Origin of the sequence: Streptomyces sp. NPDC100445, from assembly GCF_044759735.1 — a bacterium.
Lineage (GTDB): Bacteria > Actinomycetota > Actinomycetes > Streptomycetales > Streptomycetaceae > Streptomyces.
Map to the genome: position 1 here is coordinate 191360 of NZ_JBIVZV010000009.1, position 16062 is coordinate 207421.

The window sequence follows — 16062 nt, forward strand, 5'->3', positions numbered from 1 at the left end:
TTCGGTGTGGTGCGGTGCGCAGTCCGCGGGCACCACGGCGAACGGCAGCATTTAGCGGGGACATGACATATGCATCCCCGACATACACATGCGTCACGGCCCTCGCGATTCCGACTTCAGGCGGTGCTGCCCGGCATGGCCCTACTGCGCGATGGAGCGCCCAAAATGTTCGATATGGCGAACGAGGGTCGAAGCATCGAGCAACCCGATGATAGGGAACAGATGAACGCCGTCAATACCTCTCGCACATGTCGCCTCAAGCACCGAAACATTCGCACCGCCGCACGTCGACCAGTGCACGCCATACCGTCAAACGACTGGCTCGTGCGCGACTTGACCCCGGAAGGAGCGATGTGTGGGCAGTACAGACACTTGATCGACCCTGCCTCCAACATCCGTGACGTACTGATATTTCCGCACGCCGCCGCCGGCAGCGCCGGGGAGTCGCCGTCCACTCACGCAGAACCGAAACTTTCGTACGTCAATCGGAAATTTACTCGTGCGGGGAGTATTGACGATCCGCGGTCACACCTCAATCATCTCTGTCTGAGAACCGGCCCTGGTTCGAGATCCCGGGCTGTACGGGGCCTGGGCAATCACCTTGGAACACGCCCGCCGTACGTCGCCCGACGGCCGACCGGGTGCGGCGCCCGTGCCGTTGTCTGCCGAAGGGGGCCGGACGACGCAATCCCCTGCGCTTCAGTCGATCAGCGATTTCTACCTCGGAGGCACAGTCATGGGCTCGTACGCCCTTCCCAGATCCGTTACCCGCCAAAGGATCCGCAGCCTGCTGCTGGCGCTGGTCGTCGGCGTCCTCGGTGCGGTCACCGCACTGGCCGCACCGCCGACCGCACACGCCGCGGAGAACACGCTTGGCGCCTCGGCGGCACAGAGCGGCCGCTACTTCGGCACCGCCATCGCCTCCGGCAGGCTGGGCGACTCGGCGTACACGACGATCGCGAGCCGTGAGTTCGACATGGTGACGGCCGAGAACGAGATGAAGATCGACGCCACCGAACCACAGCGGGGCCAGTTCAACTTCAGCGCCGGCGACCGCGTCTACAACTGGGCGGTGCAGAACGGCAAGCGGGTGCGCGGCCACACCCTGGCCTGGTACGCCCAGCAGCCCGGCTGGATGCAGAGCCTCAGCGGCAGCTCACTGCGCCAAGCGATGATCGACCACATCAACGGCGTCATGGGCCACTACAAGGGCAAGATCGCCCAGTGGGACGTCGTGAACGAAGCCTTCGCCGACGACAATTCGGGAGGTCGGCGGGACTCCAACCTGCAACGCACGGGCAACGACTGGATCGAGGTCGCCTTCCGCACCGCGCGCGCCGCCGACCCGGCGGCCAAGCTCTGCTACAACGACTACAACATCGAGAACTGGACCTGGGCCAAGACCCAGGCCGTGTACGCAATGGTCCGGGACTTCAAACAGCGCGGCGTGCCGATCGACTGCGTCGGGTTCCAGTCGCATTTCAACAGCGGCAGCCCCTACAACAGCAATTTCCGCACCACCCTGGAGAATTTCGCCGCCCTCGGCGTCGACGTGGCCATCACCGAACTCGACATCCAGGGCGCCTCGGCCTCGACCTACGCCAACGTGACCAACGACTGCCTGGCCGTCCCGCGCTGCCTCGGCATCACCGTCTGGGGTGTGCGCGACACCGACTCCTGGCGATCGGGGGACACGCCGCTGCTGTTCAACGGCGACGGCAGCAAGAAGCCTGCCTACACCGCCGTCCTCAACGCCCTCAACGGCGGCGGCTCCACGACACCCCCTGCGGATGGCGGACAGATCAAGGGCGTCGGTTCCGGCCGTTGCCTGGACGTGCCCGGAGCCGGCACCACCGACGGCACACAGCTCCAGCTGTGGGACTGCCACAGCGGCACCAACCAGCAATGGACGTACACCGACGCCGGTGAGCTCAAGGTCTACGGCAACAAATGCCTTGACGCAGCCGGCACAGGCAACGGTGCCAAAGTCCAGATCTACAGCTGCTGGGGCGGCGACAACCAGAAATGGCGCCTCAACTCCGACGGATCCATCGTCGGCGTCCAGTCCGGCCTCTGCCTCGACGCCGTCTCGGGCGGCACCGCCAACGGCACCCTGATCCAGCTCTACTCCTGCTCGAACGGCAACAACCAACGCTGGACCCGTACCTGAGGGAACCTGCCACGCACGAAGGGGTGAAGCCGTGACAGCCCAGGCTGCGGCTTCTCCCGCCCCTCCGCGAGGACATTGTCGACGGTCCCGGGTCGCCGCCGTGTGGCGGCGACCTCGCGATCGGGATGCTCGCCTCGGTGCATCCGGCGCCCGCCGAAGCCTGACATGTTTCCGTAGGCCCACCGCGTGGAGCGTGATGCAGGCTCCTGCCACATGTCTCACATGCGGTTCCGCACGACGGAGTCTCGGCCACGGTGTTCGCCCTCGCGGAGGTCAGAGAGGCTTTCGGGTGCCGAATGAGGGCCAGCGGGCGCCCGGAGCGTCAAATGAACGTCACGGCCGTACGTCGCTTCGGCACGGACAGGGTACGGCCGCCCGACGGGATCACCGTCCGTGAAGAGTCGAATGGACGTGTTCACGAGCTCCAGTCGTCCGCCTCGAGTGCCTCGGCGATCGACGACGATGTCCCCCTGAGCTCTTCCCGGTCGCAGGGCCATATGGCCGTCTCCGTCCCGGCCAGCCGCCCCCGTTCGTGGGCCGCCCCGTCCGGGCCGGCTCGTAGAGGTCCGCCTGTACAAGACGGGCCAGCTCTCCACCCGGGCCTTGCTTCCCCAGGACAGTAGGGGCCGATCCTCGATCCCAACGCCCCCAAGCAGGTCGCCGAACTGCTCAAGTTCACCGGCGCGTTGAACATCATCAGGCAGGACCGCACCGTGGTGGCTGCTGGCGTGTCGGAGCCCGCCATGACCAGCATCGATACCTTCGACCCACGTCAGTCACGGCGCACAGCCAGTGTCGCCGGCTTCGGCAGGTCATTCGCTCTGCGTACCGAACCCGACGAATCCGTCACCCTGGCGGCCCTGCAGGCCGGAGCCGAGGAAGTTTGCCAAGCGCCTGAAGGCCCTCCTTTCCGGGACCGTGGACCTGCCCGAGGGCGCCGGATTCGCCGGGCTGGAAAGCCCCGGGGACAACATCGACACCACCGCCGTAGACCCGAGCTGGGCGTGGGCGGCAGGCGGTACGGTCTCCACCGCGCAGGACTGGCAGCGCTTCCTCACCGCGCTCATGTCCGGCCGGTCGCTGCCCGAGGCCCAGATGAAGCAGATGCGCACCACCGTGGAAGTCCCCGAGGAAGCGGGAAGGGCTAACGCGGTCGCACGCCCCCAGGAGCACCCGATGCCCACGCCCCGGCGGCCCTCGAACACATCCTGCGCATCCGCGCCGTACACCGTGTCGAGCAGTATGTCGCAGCCGACACGGCGCGGTGGCCCTTCGCCCTGCGCGTGGCGAGCTGACCGCCGACCGCTGACCGCGCCGGCGCCCACGGACCGGATGACCGTGGGCGCCGCCGGTGCGTTCGCCTCCTGCCAGACCCCGGAGACCTCGTGCCCGTCTCACGGGGCGACGGATGAAGTCGCCGGGCCGTCCGTCGGGACGTGGGCCGCGCGGGCGCTTTCGCAGGCGACGGAGACAGTCGCCCGGTCACTGGTCGCCCTTCCCGCATATGCCGAAGAGCTCGGTCACAAGCCGGCGGGCGTACGCGGCGTCGAGCCCGGCCGGGCGGAAGAGGATGCGATACATCATGGGGGCGACGATGCGGTCCATGGCCGTCTCGACGTCGGGAGTGTTCTCCTCGCGGTCGGTCGCTCGGGCGAGAATGACGTTGATCTGTTCAGCCGCGTAGGCCGAGCAGTGGCCGGCGTTGCTGCCGTCCGGGTCACCGAGCAGGGCGTCGCGGATATAGGCGCGGCCCGAGGCGGACGTCATTTCGTCGAGGAACTGTTCGGCCCATGCGGTGAGGTCGGACCGCAGGTCGCCGTGGTCCTCCGGTTCGGTGTCGGGTCGCAGCCGCTCCACCGCGACGTCCGACAGCAGTTCCTGCAGGTTGCCCCAGCGTCGGTAGATGGTCGACGGGGTGACTCCGGCGCGCTGGGCGACCAGTGGGACGGTCAGTGCCTCGCGGCCCCTTTCCTCCATGAGTTCCCGTACAGCGGTGTGCACCGACGCCTGGACGCGCGCGCTGCGCCCGCCGGGGCGGACCCTTTGCTTGCTGCTCATCACACCAGCTTAAAGCGCAGTCCTTGCGTTTAATGGACCTCGATACCCGGGTCCCCTTTCGCTGCCGACCCTCCACGCGCCCCCGCGGGATGTGTGCCGCTCCATCCTGCGCCTCGGAGCCTGGCGCCTCCTGATCGTCAACGGGCACGGCAGCAACGTCACCACCCTCAACGCGCTGGTGAACGAGTCCCTGGCCATGTACGCGCGGAGCGTCTCGCCCGGGTGGTGGGCCCGGACATCTTCCCGCAGTCCGAGGATCCCTCGGCCGTCTGTCGTTCCGTCACTTTCGACATCATCACGCGCTCCGGCACCACGGGGGGAGGCCGGACCGCGTCCGGGGCAAAGGGCGAGGACTCGACGGCTGTGCCGGGGTCCTCGCCGATCTCATCGTTGCGGGCATCCGGTCCTGATCCCGCCGGAGCCGAGCGGTGTGGGGGGCCGGGCCGGAACTTTTCGGCCCGGCCCCCCACACCGCCCTCACGCGATGGGTGCGAGCGATCGGGCGGGCTGCGTCCGCTCGTATGCGTGGCCCACCAGCAGCAGCGTCCGCTCGGCGAAGGGCCGACCGAGCAACTGCATGCCGATGGGCATGCCTGCCGTGTCGCGGCCGACCGGGACGGAGAGTGCGGGTACTCCTGTGACGTTGGCCGGGGAGGAGAGGCGCACGTAGGCGTCGGAGACGCTCTCGACCGTGCCGTCGGGCCAGGTGACGGTCTCCTGGCCTGACGGGACCGCGGTCATCGGGACCGCAGGGGCGGCGATCACGTCGACTTCCTCCAGGATGCGGGCCCATTCGTCGCGTATCAGCGTCCGGGCGCGCTGCGCCCGCAGGTAGTCGCCCGCGCCCATCAGCTCGCCGGCCTCCAGGAGGATCCGGACATCCGCCTGATACAGCTCGGGGACGGTACGCAGGGTGCTTTCGTGGTAGGCGGTGGCTTCCGGCACCATCAGACCCCACTGGGTGGCCTGGATGTAGCGGGTCATCGGTATGTCGATATCGATGAGCCGGGCGCCGAGCGCCTCCAGCTGCGCGATGGCGCGGCGGACAGCGGCCGCGACTTCGGCGTCGACGTGTGCGAAGTAGTAGTTGCGGGGCACGCCGACACGCACTCCCGTCAGGTCCGGGTCGGGGCGCGGCCGGTAGCCGACGCCGGGGACGGCCACCGAGGCGGGGTCGCGGGGGTCGTACCCGGCGAGGGCGGTCAGGACCAGGGCCATGTCATCGACGGTGCGGGTGATCGGGCCGACGTGGTCGAGCGACCAGGACAGCGACGTGACGCCGTGACGGGGCACGAGTCCATACGTCGGCTTGAGTCCGACCACCCCGTTCAGGGTCGCGGGCACCCGGATTGATCCGCCGGTGTCGGTGCCAAGGGCGAATGTCGCCGCACCGGAGGCCACGGCGACGGCGGAACCGCCGCTGGAGCCACCGGCGACCCTGCCGTGATCCCAGGCGTTGTTGGTCTGCGGGGTGGTCAGCCCGTAGGCGAACTCGTGGGTGTGCGTTTTGCCGATCAGGATCGCGCCGGCCGCCCGCAGACTCGCGGCGACCGTGCTGTCGGAGGCCGCGCGATGACCGGCCCGGGTCCTGGAGCTTGCCGTGGTGGACACGCCGACGACATCGATCAAGTCCTTGAGCCCCACCGGGATCCCGTGCAGAGGGCCCCGGTAGGAGCCCTCTGCGGCTTCACGCTCGGCATCACGGGCGGTCCGGCGGGCCTGATCAGCGAAAACCGCGACGTAGGCCGCAACGTGCGGCTCCACCTGCTCGATGCGGTCGAGGACCGAGTCGACCAGCTCGACGGGGGACAGCCGCCGCTCCCGGATCTCCTGCGCGGCGGCGGCAACGGACAGCTCATACGGCTGCATCGCGCTTCTCCTTCTCCGCACGGAAGGCACCGGCGGGCGGGGTGTCACCGAAGTTCAGCTCGCGCAGGACCGCGACGACGGAGTGGATGTGGTCGGCGGTGGCCGCAACCGCCAAGTGGCGGTCATCGGGCAGCGGAAGCCCGGCACGGGCGGCCCAGCGGGCGGCCTCGGACGGTGTGAGTTCGGCGGAGGACACGGATTCTCCCCTGGTCGGGGCTGGAGCGACGAGGCGCACCACGCCAAAAGCTAATGATTTGCTTTAGCTCGACTGTAGGCCCTACCGTTCCTTAAGGCAAACACGTTGCTTTAAAGGAGGGATTTCATGTCCGACGTCGTGTCCGGCGCACTCGCGCACTGCCCTGTCGGGGGCAACCGCGCCCACGGGAGAAAACGTGCCGCCTCTTTCGCTCCGGACGCGTCCATACTCGTGGCCCTCCTGGCGGCATCCAGTGCCCCGACACCGCTGTATCCCCTCTATCAGGACCAGTGGGGCCTTTCGGCGCTCGCCGTCACGGTGGTCTTCAGCGCCTACTCCCTGGCGCTGCTGTCAGCCCTTCTCACCACCGGAGCGCTCTCCGACCGCCTGGGACGGCGTCCCGTCCTGGCAGGCGCCCTGGGCGCGCAGGCCGTCGCCATGGTTCTCCTCGCCTCAGCGGACGGCGCAGGTTCCCTGACAGCGGCCCGCCTCCTGCAAGGAGTGGCCACCGGCGTGGCCACCAGTGCCGCAGGCGCGGCTCTCCTCGACCTGGAAAACCCACGGCACCCCGGCCGGTCCGCCCTGACCAACACCATCGCCCCGGTCGCCGGCATGGCTGCGGGCGTTCTCGTCTCCACCCTCCTCATCCGCTTCGCCCCGGCCCCCACGGTCACCGTCTACGCACTGATGGCAGCGCTGTTCACCGCCCAGGCCATCGCCGTCACCCTCACCACGGAGACGGTCAACCGCCGGGCAGGCGCGCTCCGATCGCTGCGCCCGCGGCTCGGTGTACCGCCCGCGGTGCGCTGTACCCTGCTGACCACCGGCACCGCAATCGTCGCCGTCTGGGCACTGGGCGGCTTCTACTCCTCCCTCGGGCCGGCCCTCGTGCGCCTGGTGGCCCCCAACGCCCCGCAGGCGGCCCTCGGCATGGTCTTCTTCACCCTCAGCGCCGCAGCCGCACTCCCCATGTGGGTACTGCGCCGCACCGATCCCCTCACCACCGCGATCGGCGGATGCCTCTCCGTCCTGCCCGCCGCGGTTCTGACCCTGAGCGGTCTGCACGGCGCCGGACTGCCGGCCGTCTACGGCGGCGCGGCTCTAGCCGGAGTAGCCTTCGGCGCCGTCTCCCAAGGGGTACTTCGCATGCTCCTCGCCTCGCTCCACGAGCAGTGCCGGGCCGCGACGCTGGCCGCCTACTACGTTCTGAGCTACCTCTCCATGAGCCTGCCCGCCATCACCGCGGGGGCCGCCACCCAGTACTACGGGCTCAGGACCACCTCGCACGCCTACACCATCATCGCCGCACTCCTCGCTGCAGCAGCCCTCACAGCGCTCGCCGTGTCACGACCCCGAACAAGGCCCAGCAGCAGTCCGCGCAACCGTCCCCTCCGCTGAAGAGCAAAGGAAAAACCAGATCATGCAGACTCCTTCCGACACCCCCATCCCCTCCTGGGCCGTGGGCGACATCACCGTCCACCGCATCGACGAAATACTGCTGCCGCCCGCGACCGGACCCTGGCTGCTGCCCGACGCCACTCCTCAGGTAGTAGCCGGCCAGGACTGGCTGCGCCCCCACTTCGCCGGCGATGACGGCATCCTCCACATCGACAGCCACAGTTTCGCGTTCGCCGTGGACGGGCTGCGCGTACTCATCGACACCGGCATCGGCAACGGCAAGGAACGGGCCAACCCGGCCTGGCACAACCTGCGCACCGACTTCCCCGAGCGCCTGACCGCCGCCGGCTTCCCGCCCGACTCCGTAGACCTGGTGGTCCTCACCCACCTGCACGCCGACCACGTCGGCTGGAACACCCGGAAGGTGGACGACGAGTGGGTCCCCACGTTCCCCGAGGCGCGCTACCTCACCGCACGCGCCGAAAGGGAGTTCTGGGCCGCGTACGACATGGAGGAGGCGCGCCGCCAGATGTTCCGCGACTCGGTGATCCCGGTCGAGCAGGCCGGTCTGCTCGACCTGGTAGACGTCCCGGCCGAGGGCGTGCAGATCACCCCGGGCCTGCGCCTAGTCCCCACCCCCGGTCACACCCCCGGCCATGTCGCGGTCGAACTGAGCAGTCAGGGTGAAACGGCGCTGATCACCGGTGACTGCATTCACCACCCGGTCCAACTCGCCCACCCCGCCATCGGCGCCTGCGTGGACATCGACCCACAGCAGTCCGAGACCACCCGCGGTGAACTGCTCGCTTCCCTCGCCGGCACGGACACCCTCCTCCTCGGCACCCACTTCGCCCCACCCACAGCCGGCCGTGTCGTCGCACACGGGGGCGCCTACCGGCTGCGGCCCGTCCCGGCGACCTGACCTGCAAGCCGACGTGGCCGCCGGAGCCCGACAGGCTCGGCGACGCCGCAGGCCGACGCCCTCGGCTGCTTCATCAGCCTCGGCCTATGGGCTGTGCGGGCCAGACTGGAACGACGCGCGAGTGGTCGGCGTGATCGTCCGGTGTGTCCGGGGCGGATTTCCCAGGTGGCGCAGGTCGTGGACGCAGTCCGGTCCTGGCCGGGTAATCGGCGTACATATATCTGCCCCGCGGACCCCCACAGCGCGTCCGGCTCGTCCGGCGGCAGCCTCACTGACCAGCCGTCAGAACGAGCGTCGATCGAGCGTCAAGACCACGTGTTACAGACGCGAGGCCGGGCTGTCCGAGCCGGATCGGCCAGCATCGCATGACGGGTGGAACACGAGGCCAGCGGCGGCCGAGGAGGCTGCGGCGAGTCTCCACATCGTGCACTTCGGGAAACAGGTCGGGCACCACCGGTCACACCTGAAAGACCCAAGAAAGCCGCAGGTCAGAGGCCCTTCTCGGCAGGCTCAAGAATCGCCACGCACTCCACGTGATGCGTCATCGGGAACAGGTCGAACGCCCGGAGGGTGCGGACGCGGTAGCCGCCCTCGCGGAAGTAGCCAAGGTCGCGGGCGAGCGCGGCGGGGTCGCAGGCGACGTAGGCGATGCGGCGGGCGCCCAGGGAGGCGAGGTGGGTGACGGTTCGGCGGCCGGCGCCGGCGCGGGGCGGGTCCAGGACGACGAGGTCGACCTCGCTGATGCCGGTGCGGGGCAGGACCGACTCGACCTTGCCCTGCTCGATGCGGACCCGGGGGAAGGCGGCGAGGTTGTGCCGCGCGTCCTCCACCGCCCGCTTGCCGGACTCGATGCCGAGCACCGCGCCCTTCTCGCCGATCCGGTCGGCCAGGGCGCCGGCGAACAGGCCGACGCCGCAGTACAGGTCCAGGGCCATGTCGCCCTTGCGCGGCAGCAGGCCCTGCATGACGGCCTTGACCAGGGTGTCGGCCGCCTTCGGGTGGACCTGCCAGAACCCGCCGCTGCCGACGCGGTAGGTGTGGTCGTCGGCGCGTTCGCGCACGAACCCACGGCCGTGGACGCGGTGGATGCCGCCGTCGTGCTCCTCGACGCGCATGACGGAGACGGGCCTGTCCAGCTCGACGAGCGGCAGGCGGGCGCCGGGCCGTGGCTCCAGGATCACCATGCGGTCCTGGGACCCCGTCGCGGCGATCGCCTCCACGGAGGCCATGCCGGCCCAGTCGCGGTCCTCGATGCCGAGTTCGCTGACGCCGGCCGCCGCGATCATGCAGTGGTCGATCGGCTCGATCTCGTGCGAGCGGTGGCGGCGCAGTCCGGCGTTGCCGTCGGCGTCCACCGCGTACTGCATCCGGGTCCGCCACTGCGGCACCTGGCCCGCCGGCAGCTTGTCGCCCTCGGCCGGCAGGACCGTGCCGTCCCAGCCGGCCTCCTCGGGGGTGAGCCCGGCGAGCCGCTGGAGCTGTTCGGCGATCACGTCGGCCTTGAGGCGGCGCTGGGCACCCGGCTTGGCGTGCTGCCAGTCGCAGCCGCCGCAGCGGCCGGGCCCGGCGAAGGGGCAGGGGGCCTCGATGCGGTCCTTGGACGCCTCGATGATCCGTACCGCGTCGGCGCGCAGGAAGCGTGCGCCCTCCTCGCCCTCGGTGACCCGGGCCACGACCCGCTCGCCGGGCAGTGCGTGCCGGACGAACAGGACCTGTCCCTCGGAGGTACGGGCGATGCAGTGGCCGCCGTGGGCGACGGGGCCGATCTCGACCTCGTACTCCTCACCCACCAGGGACGTGCTGGGTTCTGCCTGCATGGTGGGGTGACTCCAGATCGGGAAGCGGGAGGGCGGTGCGCGGGGCGGCCGCACACCGGTGGGCCGGACAACAGCCCACCAGTCTACGGCCTTCCCGTACCGCCCCGGTCCCGGCCGGTGGCGCCCCGGCTCAGTCCTTGCCCGACGGCTCCTTGGGCCGCATCACGGCCGGGCCGCGCCGGACGGCGCCCGGTGCGTTCCACTCCTGCCGCTTGCGGGCGCGCAGCTTGGCCGCCTCCGAGGACTGGAGCTGGTACGGCACCGAGGTCACCATGACGCCCGGGGTGAACAGCAGGCGGCCCTTGAGGCGCAGCGCGCTCTGGTTGTGCAGCAGGTGCTCGTACCAGTGGCCGACCACGTACTCGGGGATGATCACGGAGACCGCGTCGCGCGGGGACTCCTTGCGCAGGCTCTTGACGTACTCGATCACCGGGCGGGTGACCTCGCGGTACGGCGAGTCCAGGACCTTGAGCGGTACCTCGATCCCGCGCCGCTCCCACTCCTCGCGCAGGGCCTTGGTCTCGGCCGCGTCCACGTTGACGGTGAGCGCCTCCAGGGTGTCGGAGCGCATCAGCTTGGCGTAGGCCAGGGCCCGCAGGGTGGGGCGGTGGATCTTGGAGATCAGGACGACCGAGTGGACGCGGGACGGGCGCACCATGTCGTCGCTGGGGCCCTCGGGGGCGGCGATCTCCTCGGCGACGCGGTCGTAGTGCTTCCGGATCGCGGTCATCGTCGCGTAGAAGATGCACATGCCGAGCAGCGCCACCCAGGCGCCGTGGGTGAACTTGGTGACCAGCACCACGACGAGCACCAGGCCGGTGAAGAAGGCACCGAACGTGTTGATCGCGCGGGAGCGGATCATGTGACTGCGCTTGGCCGGGTCCTTCTCGGCCGCGAGGTGGCGGTTCCAGTGCCGGACCATGCCGGTCTGGCTGAGCGTGAAGGACACGAACACGCCGACGATGTAGAGCTGGATCAGGCGGGTGGAGTCGGCGCCGTAGATGAACACCAGCAGCATCGCCGCTCCGGAGAGCAGCACGATGCCGTTGGAGAAGGCGAGGCGGTCGCCGCGGGTGTGCAGCTGCCGGGGCAGGTAGCGGTCCTGGGCCAGGATCGAGCCGAGCAGCGGGAAGCCGTTGTAGGCCGTGTTGGCGGCCAGGAACAGGACCAGCGCGGTCGCGGCGGCGAGGACGACGAACAGGAAGCTGCCCTTGCCGAACACCGCCTCGGCGACCTGGGAGATCACCGGGTTCTGCACGTAGCCGCCGCCGAGCGGGATGCCGTGGTGCAGCAGGTCGGTCGCGGGGTTCTCGGCCATGCGGACCTTGGTGGTCATGGCGAGCGCGATGATGCCGCAGAACATGGTGACGGCCAGCAGGCCCATCATGGCGAGCGTGGTGGCGGCGTTCTTCGACTTCGGCTTGCGGAAGGCGGGGACGCCGTTGGAGATGGCCTCGACGCCGGTGAGCGCCGCACAGCCGGAGGAGAAGGCGCGCAGCAGCAGGAAGACGAGGGCGAAGCCCGCGAGCCCTTGGTGCTCGGCCTTGATGTGGTAGTCGGCGGTGGGGGCGCGCATGGTGTCGCCGAGGACCAGGCCGCGGAAGGCGCCCCAGGCGATCATGATGAAGACGCCGCCCACGAAGACGTAGGTCGGGATCGCGAAGAGCTTGCCCGACTCCTTCACGCCCCGCAGGTTCATCAGCGTCAGCAGGATGATGACGGCGGCGGCGCAGAGCACCTTGTGCTGGACCACGAAGGGGATCGCGGAGCCGAGGTTCTCGATGCCGGAGGCGATGGAGACGGCGACGGTCAGCACGTAGTCGACGAGCAGGGCGCTGGCGACGGTCAGGCCCGCCTTGGGGCCGAGGTTGGTGGTGGCGACCTCGTAGTCACCGCCGCCGCTCGGGTAGGCGTGCACGTTCTGCCGGTAGGAGGCGACCACGGTGAACATCAGCACCACGACCGCGACCGCGATCCAGGGGCTGAAGTGGTACGCCGACACGCCCGCGATGGACAGGACCAGCAGGACCTCCCCCGGCGCGTAGGCGACGGAGGACAGCGGGTCGGAGGCGAAGACGGGCAGTGCGATGCGCTTCGGCAGGAGCGTCTCGCCCAGCCGGTCACTGCGCAGTGCGCGCCCGATCAGGATCCGTTTGGGCACGTCGGTCAGTTTGGACACGAGAGAGGATCGTAAGCCTTCGAACTGGCACCCGCCCACCCGGCGTGCTGGTTCTGCCTCACGAGTGAATTCGGGGGCGCACGGAACTACGGATTCCGTGGTGCGGGTGCCCTCCGTGCCCAAATGGCAAACCCCGCCTGTCGTCGCACTCCGGAGGTGCCATGCCCGCGACCGCGGAGCTGATCGGGGCGGCGCTCGCCCTCGCCGGCCTCGGAATCCTGACCCTGTGCAGCGTGCGCAGCATCACTCGGCGAGCGGCTTCACCCGGTCCCGGCACAGGGGTGCCGCCCGGACGGCGCCCGTGTGTAGCTTTGGGCGTCGGTCTGAGACCCTGATGCTCAGCAGCAACTTTTGGACACCGGAAGGACGGGCGTGCACATCGTCATCATGGGCTGTGGAAGAGTGGGTTCCGCTCTTGCCCAGACCTTGGAGCAACAGGGACACACGGTCGCCGTGATCGACCAGGATCCCACCGCCTTCCGTCGGCTGGGCCCGGGATTCGGGGGCCGCCGGGTCACCGGCGTCGGCTTCGACCAGGACACCCTGCGCGAGGCGGGCATCGAGGAGGCCGGCGCCTTCGCCGCCGTCTCCAGCGGTGACAACTCCAACATCATCTCCGCGCGCGTGGCCCGGGAGATGTTCGGCGTGCAGAACGTCGCCGCCCGCATCTACGACCCCCGGCGTGCCGAGGTGTACCAGCGCCTGGGCATCCCCACCGTGGCCACGGTCCGCTGGACCGCCGACCAGATGCTGCGCCGTCTGCTGCCCTCCGGGGCCGAGCCGCTGTGGCGTGACCCCACCGGCGGGGTGCAGCTCGCCGAGGTGCACGCCTCCCCGAAGTGGGTCGGTCACAAGATCAGCCGGCTCCAGGAGGAGACGGGCGTGCGGGTGGCGTTCCTGACCCGGCTGGGCGAGGCCGTCCTGCCCACCTCGCAGACGGTGCTCCAGGAGGGCGACCTCGTGCACGTGATGATGCGGACGGACGACGTGGACAAGGTCGAGGCGGCGTTCGCCGGTGGCCCGGAAGAGGAGAGCGGTCACTGATGAGGGTCGCCATTGCCGGGGCCGGCGCCGTCGGCCGCTCGATCGCGGGCGAACTGCTCGAGAACGGCCACGAGGTCCTGCTGATCGACAAGGCGCCGACCGCCATCTCGGTCGAGCGCGTCCCGCAGGCGGAGTGGCTGCTGGCCGACGCCTGCGAGATCACCTCCCTGGACGAGGCGGCGCTCCAGCGCTGCAACGTCGTGATCGCCGCGACCGGCGACGACAAGGTCAACCTGGTCGTCTCGCTGCTCGCCAAGACGGAGTACGGCGTTCCGCGCGTCGTGGCCCGGGTGAACAACCCGAAGAACGAGTGGCTGTTCAACGAGGCCTGGGGCGTCGACGTCGCCGTCTCCACCCCGCGGCTGATGTCCGCCCTGGTCGAGGAAGCGGTGAGCGTCGGCGACCTGGTCCGCCTGCTCCGCTTCAGCCACGGTGACGCCAACCTCGTCGAGCTGACCCTGCCGGAGGAGTCGGCCCTGGCCGGCACCCAGGTCGGCGACGTGGAGTGGCCCCAGGACACCTCACTCGTCACCATCATCCGCGGCACCCGCGTGCTGACCCCGTCCCGGGAGGACTCCCTGGAGCCGGGCGACGAACTCCTCTTCGTGGCCGCGCAGGCGCGGGAGGAGCAGTTGGAAGAACTCCTGTCGGTCCGCCACGAGGACGCCTGACGCCTGACCCTCCTCACGCCAGGACCGCACCCGCCGCACGGCCTTGCGCGCGGCGGGGGCGGCCGGCTGTCGCGGGGCGCGGTCGCGGGCGGGTCACGGGCAGCGGTACGGCCACGCGCCGGGCGCCCGTACGGCAGCCGCCCGCAGACGGGCGATGCGGCCACGCCGGCGCCCACTCCGCAGGGCCCGGGCCGGTCCCGCACATGCGGTAGGCGGCGGCTTGGCGGGGACCGCCCGCGGGCGGCGCCGTACGGCGGCCGCCTGCCGCGATGTCCCCGACCGGCCCGGCGGTGGGCAGCGGCCCACCCGCACCTGGCAGCCCGGGCCGCAGGGGAGGCAGGCGCCCCCGCTACAGCTCCCCAGCCGATGCGGCAAGACAGCGTCGGGTGGCCGTCCACAGGTGCCGCCACCTACACGGCAGACGTCCTCACGGCTGGCCCAGCGGTCCGGTGCCAGGCGGCGGGCCACTCCCAGGTGGCAGACGGTACAGAGGTGGTGTGCGCACCCCACAGCAGGGGGTGGGCAGCGGTGGCGGACTACCCGCGTCCCCGGCAGCACGGACTATGCGGCGGACACCCGCCCCACAGCGCGCCGCCCGTCCGGCAGTAGGCAGCAGCAGCGGGGCCGCCCGCAGGTCGCGGCAAGGCAGAGACGGCGAACGTCCACAGCCCAGGCCCCCAGCCGGCCCGACGACAGGCGGCGGGCCATACGCAAGTGACGGCACGGGCTGCATGGCAGGCGCCGCCCGTCCGACAGACCTCCAGCCGGGTCACCCGTACGTGGCGGTACAGCCCACCGCAGCGACGCCCGCGCGGGCCCACCCCCACGGGCAGACGCCGGGCACCGTGCAGCGCCCCTGAGCACACGCCGGACGACAAGCAGCGCCCCCCTACGGCGCAGCGCGCTCTCGCCCTTCCGCCGATCGGTGCGGGCCGCTCAGGCGCCCCGGCGGTGCCGTCCGCCCGTCGGCTCGCCGCCGCTCTCCGCGGCGAGGGCCGCCTCGCGCTCCTTCTCGGCCTTCTCCTCGGCCTCCATCTCGGCGAAGACGTCGATGGGAGCCGGCGCCTTGGCGAGGAAGACCCAGGTCAGCCAGACCGCCAGCAGGAACGGCGGGATCTTGAGGGCGACGAGGACCCAGCCGAGCTGGGCGGTGTTCGCCCACCAGTACAGCGGGAAGAGGATCGCGCACTTGGCGAGCAGGATCAGGCCCCAGGCCCAGCTGGCCTTGGCGTACGCCTTCTTGCGGCCGGGGTTGCGGGTGCGCCAGGAGAGGTTCTCCTTGAAGACCGGGCCGAGGATCAGGCCGATCAGGGGCACTCCGGCGAGTGTCGTGACGATGTACGCCACCGCCAGGCCCAGCGTGTAGATCATGCCGGGGAGGTAGAAGTCCTTGGCGTTGCCCGTGAACATGGCGAACACGACGCCGAAGGCCACACCGAAGACGCCGCTGAAGGCGTGCTTGACGGTGTCCTTCATGGCCAGCCGGACCACGACCAGCACCAGCGACACGACCAGCGCGGCGATCGCCGACACGTGCAGGTTCTTGTTGATCGTGAAGATCGTGACGAAGAGGAGACCCGGCACGACCGTCTCGACCATGCCACGGACACCGCCGAACGCCTCGAACAGCGCGGCCTCGGTCACCGCGCGGGCGGCGTCCGGGCTCAGGGCGCCCGGCTCGGCCGCGTCCGACGGGGGCTGGTCGGTGTCTTCGGTCGGCTTGTCGAGGGACGTCACC

At 70.2% G+C, this 16062-nt stretch carries 11 protein-coding genes and 1 pseudogene; 6 read left to right on the forward strand and 6 right to left on the reverse strand.

Translation table 11 applies throughout. The features are described 5' to 3' along the window. The first annotated feature begins 736 nt into the window (after positions 1–736). The gene (locus ACIQVT_RS22195) at positions 737–2170 is read left to right on the forward strand and encodes an endo-1,4-beta-xylanase (protein ID WP_403756396.1); all 1434 of its coding nucleotides are present in this window, start codon (positions 737–739) and stop codon (positions 2168–2170) included. An 885-nt stretch (positions 2171–3055) separates the two neighbouring features. Next, a pseudogene (locus tag ACIQVT_RS22200) lies at positions 3056–3310 on the forward strand (serine hydrolase); the annotation flags it as partial. Positions 3311–3652: 342 nt separating this feature from the next. On the opposite strand, the gene ACIQVT_RS22205 reads toward ACIQVT_RS22200, so the two are convergent. From ACIQVT_RS22205 to ACIQVT_RS22215, 3 genes are all read right to left on the reverse strand, one after another. Next, entirely contained in the window at positions 3653–4228 is a 576-nt protein-coding gene (locus tag ACIQVT_RS22205; RefSeq protein WP_403756400.1) for a TetR/AcrR family transcriptional regulator, read from the reverse strand. A gap of 477 nt (positions 4229–4705) precedes the next feature. Continuing rightward, positions 4706–6097 (reverse strand): amidase, encoded by a 1392-nt coding sequence (locus ACIQVT_RS22210; RefSeq protein WP_403756403.1) that lies wholly within the window; start codon positions 6095–6097, stop codon positions 4706–4708. Further along, on the reverse strand, positions 6084–6293 hold the full coding sequence (locus tag ACIQVT_RS22215) for a hypothetical protein (RefSeq protein WP_403756409.1): 210 nt from the start codon (positions 6291–6293) through the stop codon (positions 6084–6086). Before ACIQVT_RS22215 ends, ACIQVT_RS22210 begins: the two co-directional genes overlap by 14 nt. A gap of 126 nt (positions 6294–6419) precedes the next feature. Here ACIQVT_RS22215 and ACIQVT_RS22220 point away from each other — a divergent pair, with 126 nt between their 5' ends. After that, on the forward strand, positions 6420–7691 hold the full coding sequence (locus tag ACIQVT_RS22220; protein WP_403756412.1) for an MFS transporter: 1272 nt from the start codon (positions 6420–6422) through the stop codon (positions 7689–7691). A gap of 22 nt (positions 7692–7713) precedes the next feature. Next, on the forward strand, positions 7714–8613 hold the full coding sequence (locus ACIQVT_RS22225) for an MBL fold metallo-hydrolase (RefSeq protein ID WP_403756415.1): 900 nt from the start codon (positions 7714–7716) through the stop codon (positions 8611–8613). Between the two features lie 488 nt (positions 8614–9101). On the opposite strand, the gene ACIQVT_RS22230 is transcribed toward ACIQVT_RS22225, so the two are convergent. After that, a complete protein-coding gene (locus ACIQVT_RS22230; RefSeq protein WP_403756418.1) occupies positions 9102–10430 on the reverse strand; it encodes a class I SAM-dependent RNA methyltransferase in 1329 nt (442 codons plus the stop codon). Between the two features lie 130 nt (positions 10431–10560). Then, positions 10561–12609 (reverse strand): APC family permease, encoded by a 2049-nt coding sequence (locus ACIQVT_RS22235; RefSeq protein ID WP_403756421.1) that lies wholly within the window; start codon positions 12607–12609, stop codon positions 10561–10563. A 372-nt stretch (positions 12610–12981) separates the two neighbouring features. Here ACIQVT_RS22235 and ACIQVT_RS22240 point away from each other — a divergent pair, with 372 nt between their 5' ends. Together ACIQVT_RS22240 and ACIQVT_RS22245 are read left to right on the forward strand one after the other, a co-directional pair. After that, a complete protein-coding gene (locus ACIQVT_RS22240) occupies positions 12982–13653 on the forward strand; it encodes a potassium channel family protein (protein ID WP_403756424.1) in 672 nt (223 codons plus the stop codon). Then, the gene (locus ACIQVT_RS22245; RefSeq protein WP_403756427.1) at positions 13653–14324 is read left to right on the forward strand and encodes a potassium channel family protein; all 672 of its coding nucleotides are present in this window, start codon (positions 13653–13655) and stop codon (positions 14322–14324) included. The genes ACIQVT_RS22240 and ACIQVT_RS22245 overlap by 1 nt, the downstream gene beginning before the upstream one ends. A gap of 936 nt (positions 14325–15260) precedes the next feature. Here the strand turns inward: ACIQVT_RS22245 and ACIQVT_RS22250 are convergent. After that, positions 15261–16061, reverse strand: a complete 801-nt coding sequence (locus tag ACIQVT_RS22250) for a DUF3159 domain-containing protein (RefSeq protein ID WP_403756430.1) — start codon at positions 16059–16061, stop codon at positions 15261–15263. Position 16062 lies beyond the last annotated feature (1 nt).

Coding starts and splice junctions, on each gene's coding strand:
- ACIQVT_RS22195 (WP_403756396.1), top strand. CDS start 737: ATGGGCTCGTACGCCCTTCCCAGATCCGTTACCCGCCAAAGGATCCGC.
- ACIQVT_RS22205 (WP_403756400.1), bottom strand. CDS start 4,228: ATGAGCAGCAAGCAAAGGGTCCGCCCCGGCGGGCGCAGCGCGCGCGTC.
- ACIQVT_RS22225 (WP_403756415.1), top strand. CDS start 7,714: ATGCAGACTCCTTCCGACACCCCCATCCCCTCCTGGGCCGTGGGCGAC.
- ACIQVT_RS22220 (WP_403756412.1), top strand. CDS start 6,420: ATGTCCGACGTCGTGTCCGGCGCACTCGCGCACTGCCCTGTCGGGGGC.
- ACIQVT_RS22230 (WP_403756418.1), bottom strand. CDS start 10,430: ATGCAGGCAGAACCCAGCACGTCCCTGGTGGGTGAGGAGTACGAGGTC.
- ACIQVT_RS22245 (WP_403756427.1), top strand. CDS start 13,653: ATGAGGGTCGCCATTGCCGGGGCCGGCGCCGTCGGCCGCTCGATCGCG.
- ACIQVT_RS22210 (WP_403756403.1), bottom strand. CDS start 6,097: ATGCAGCCGTATGAGCTGTCCGTTGCCGCCGCCGCGCAGGAGATCCGG.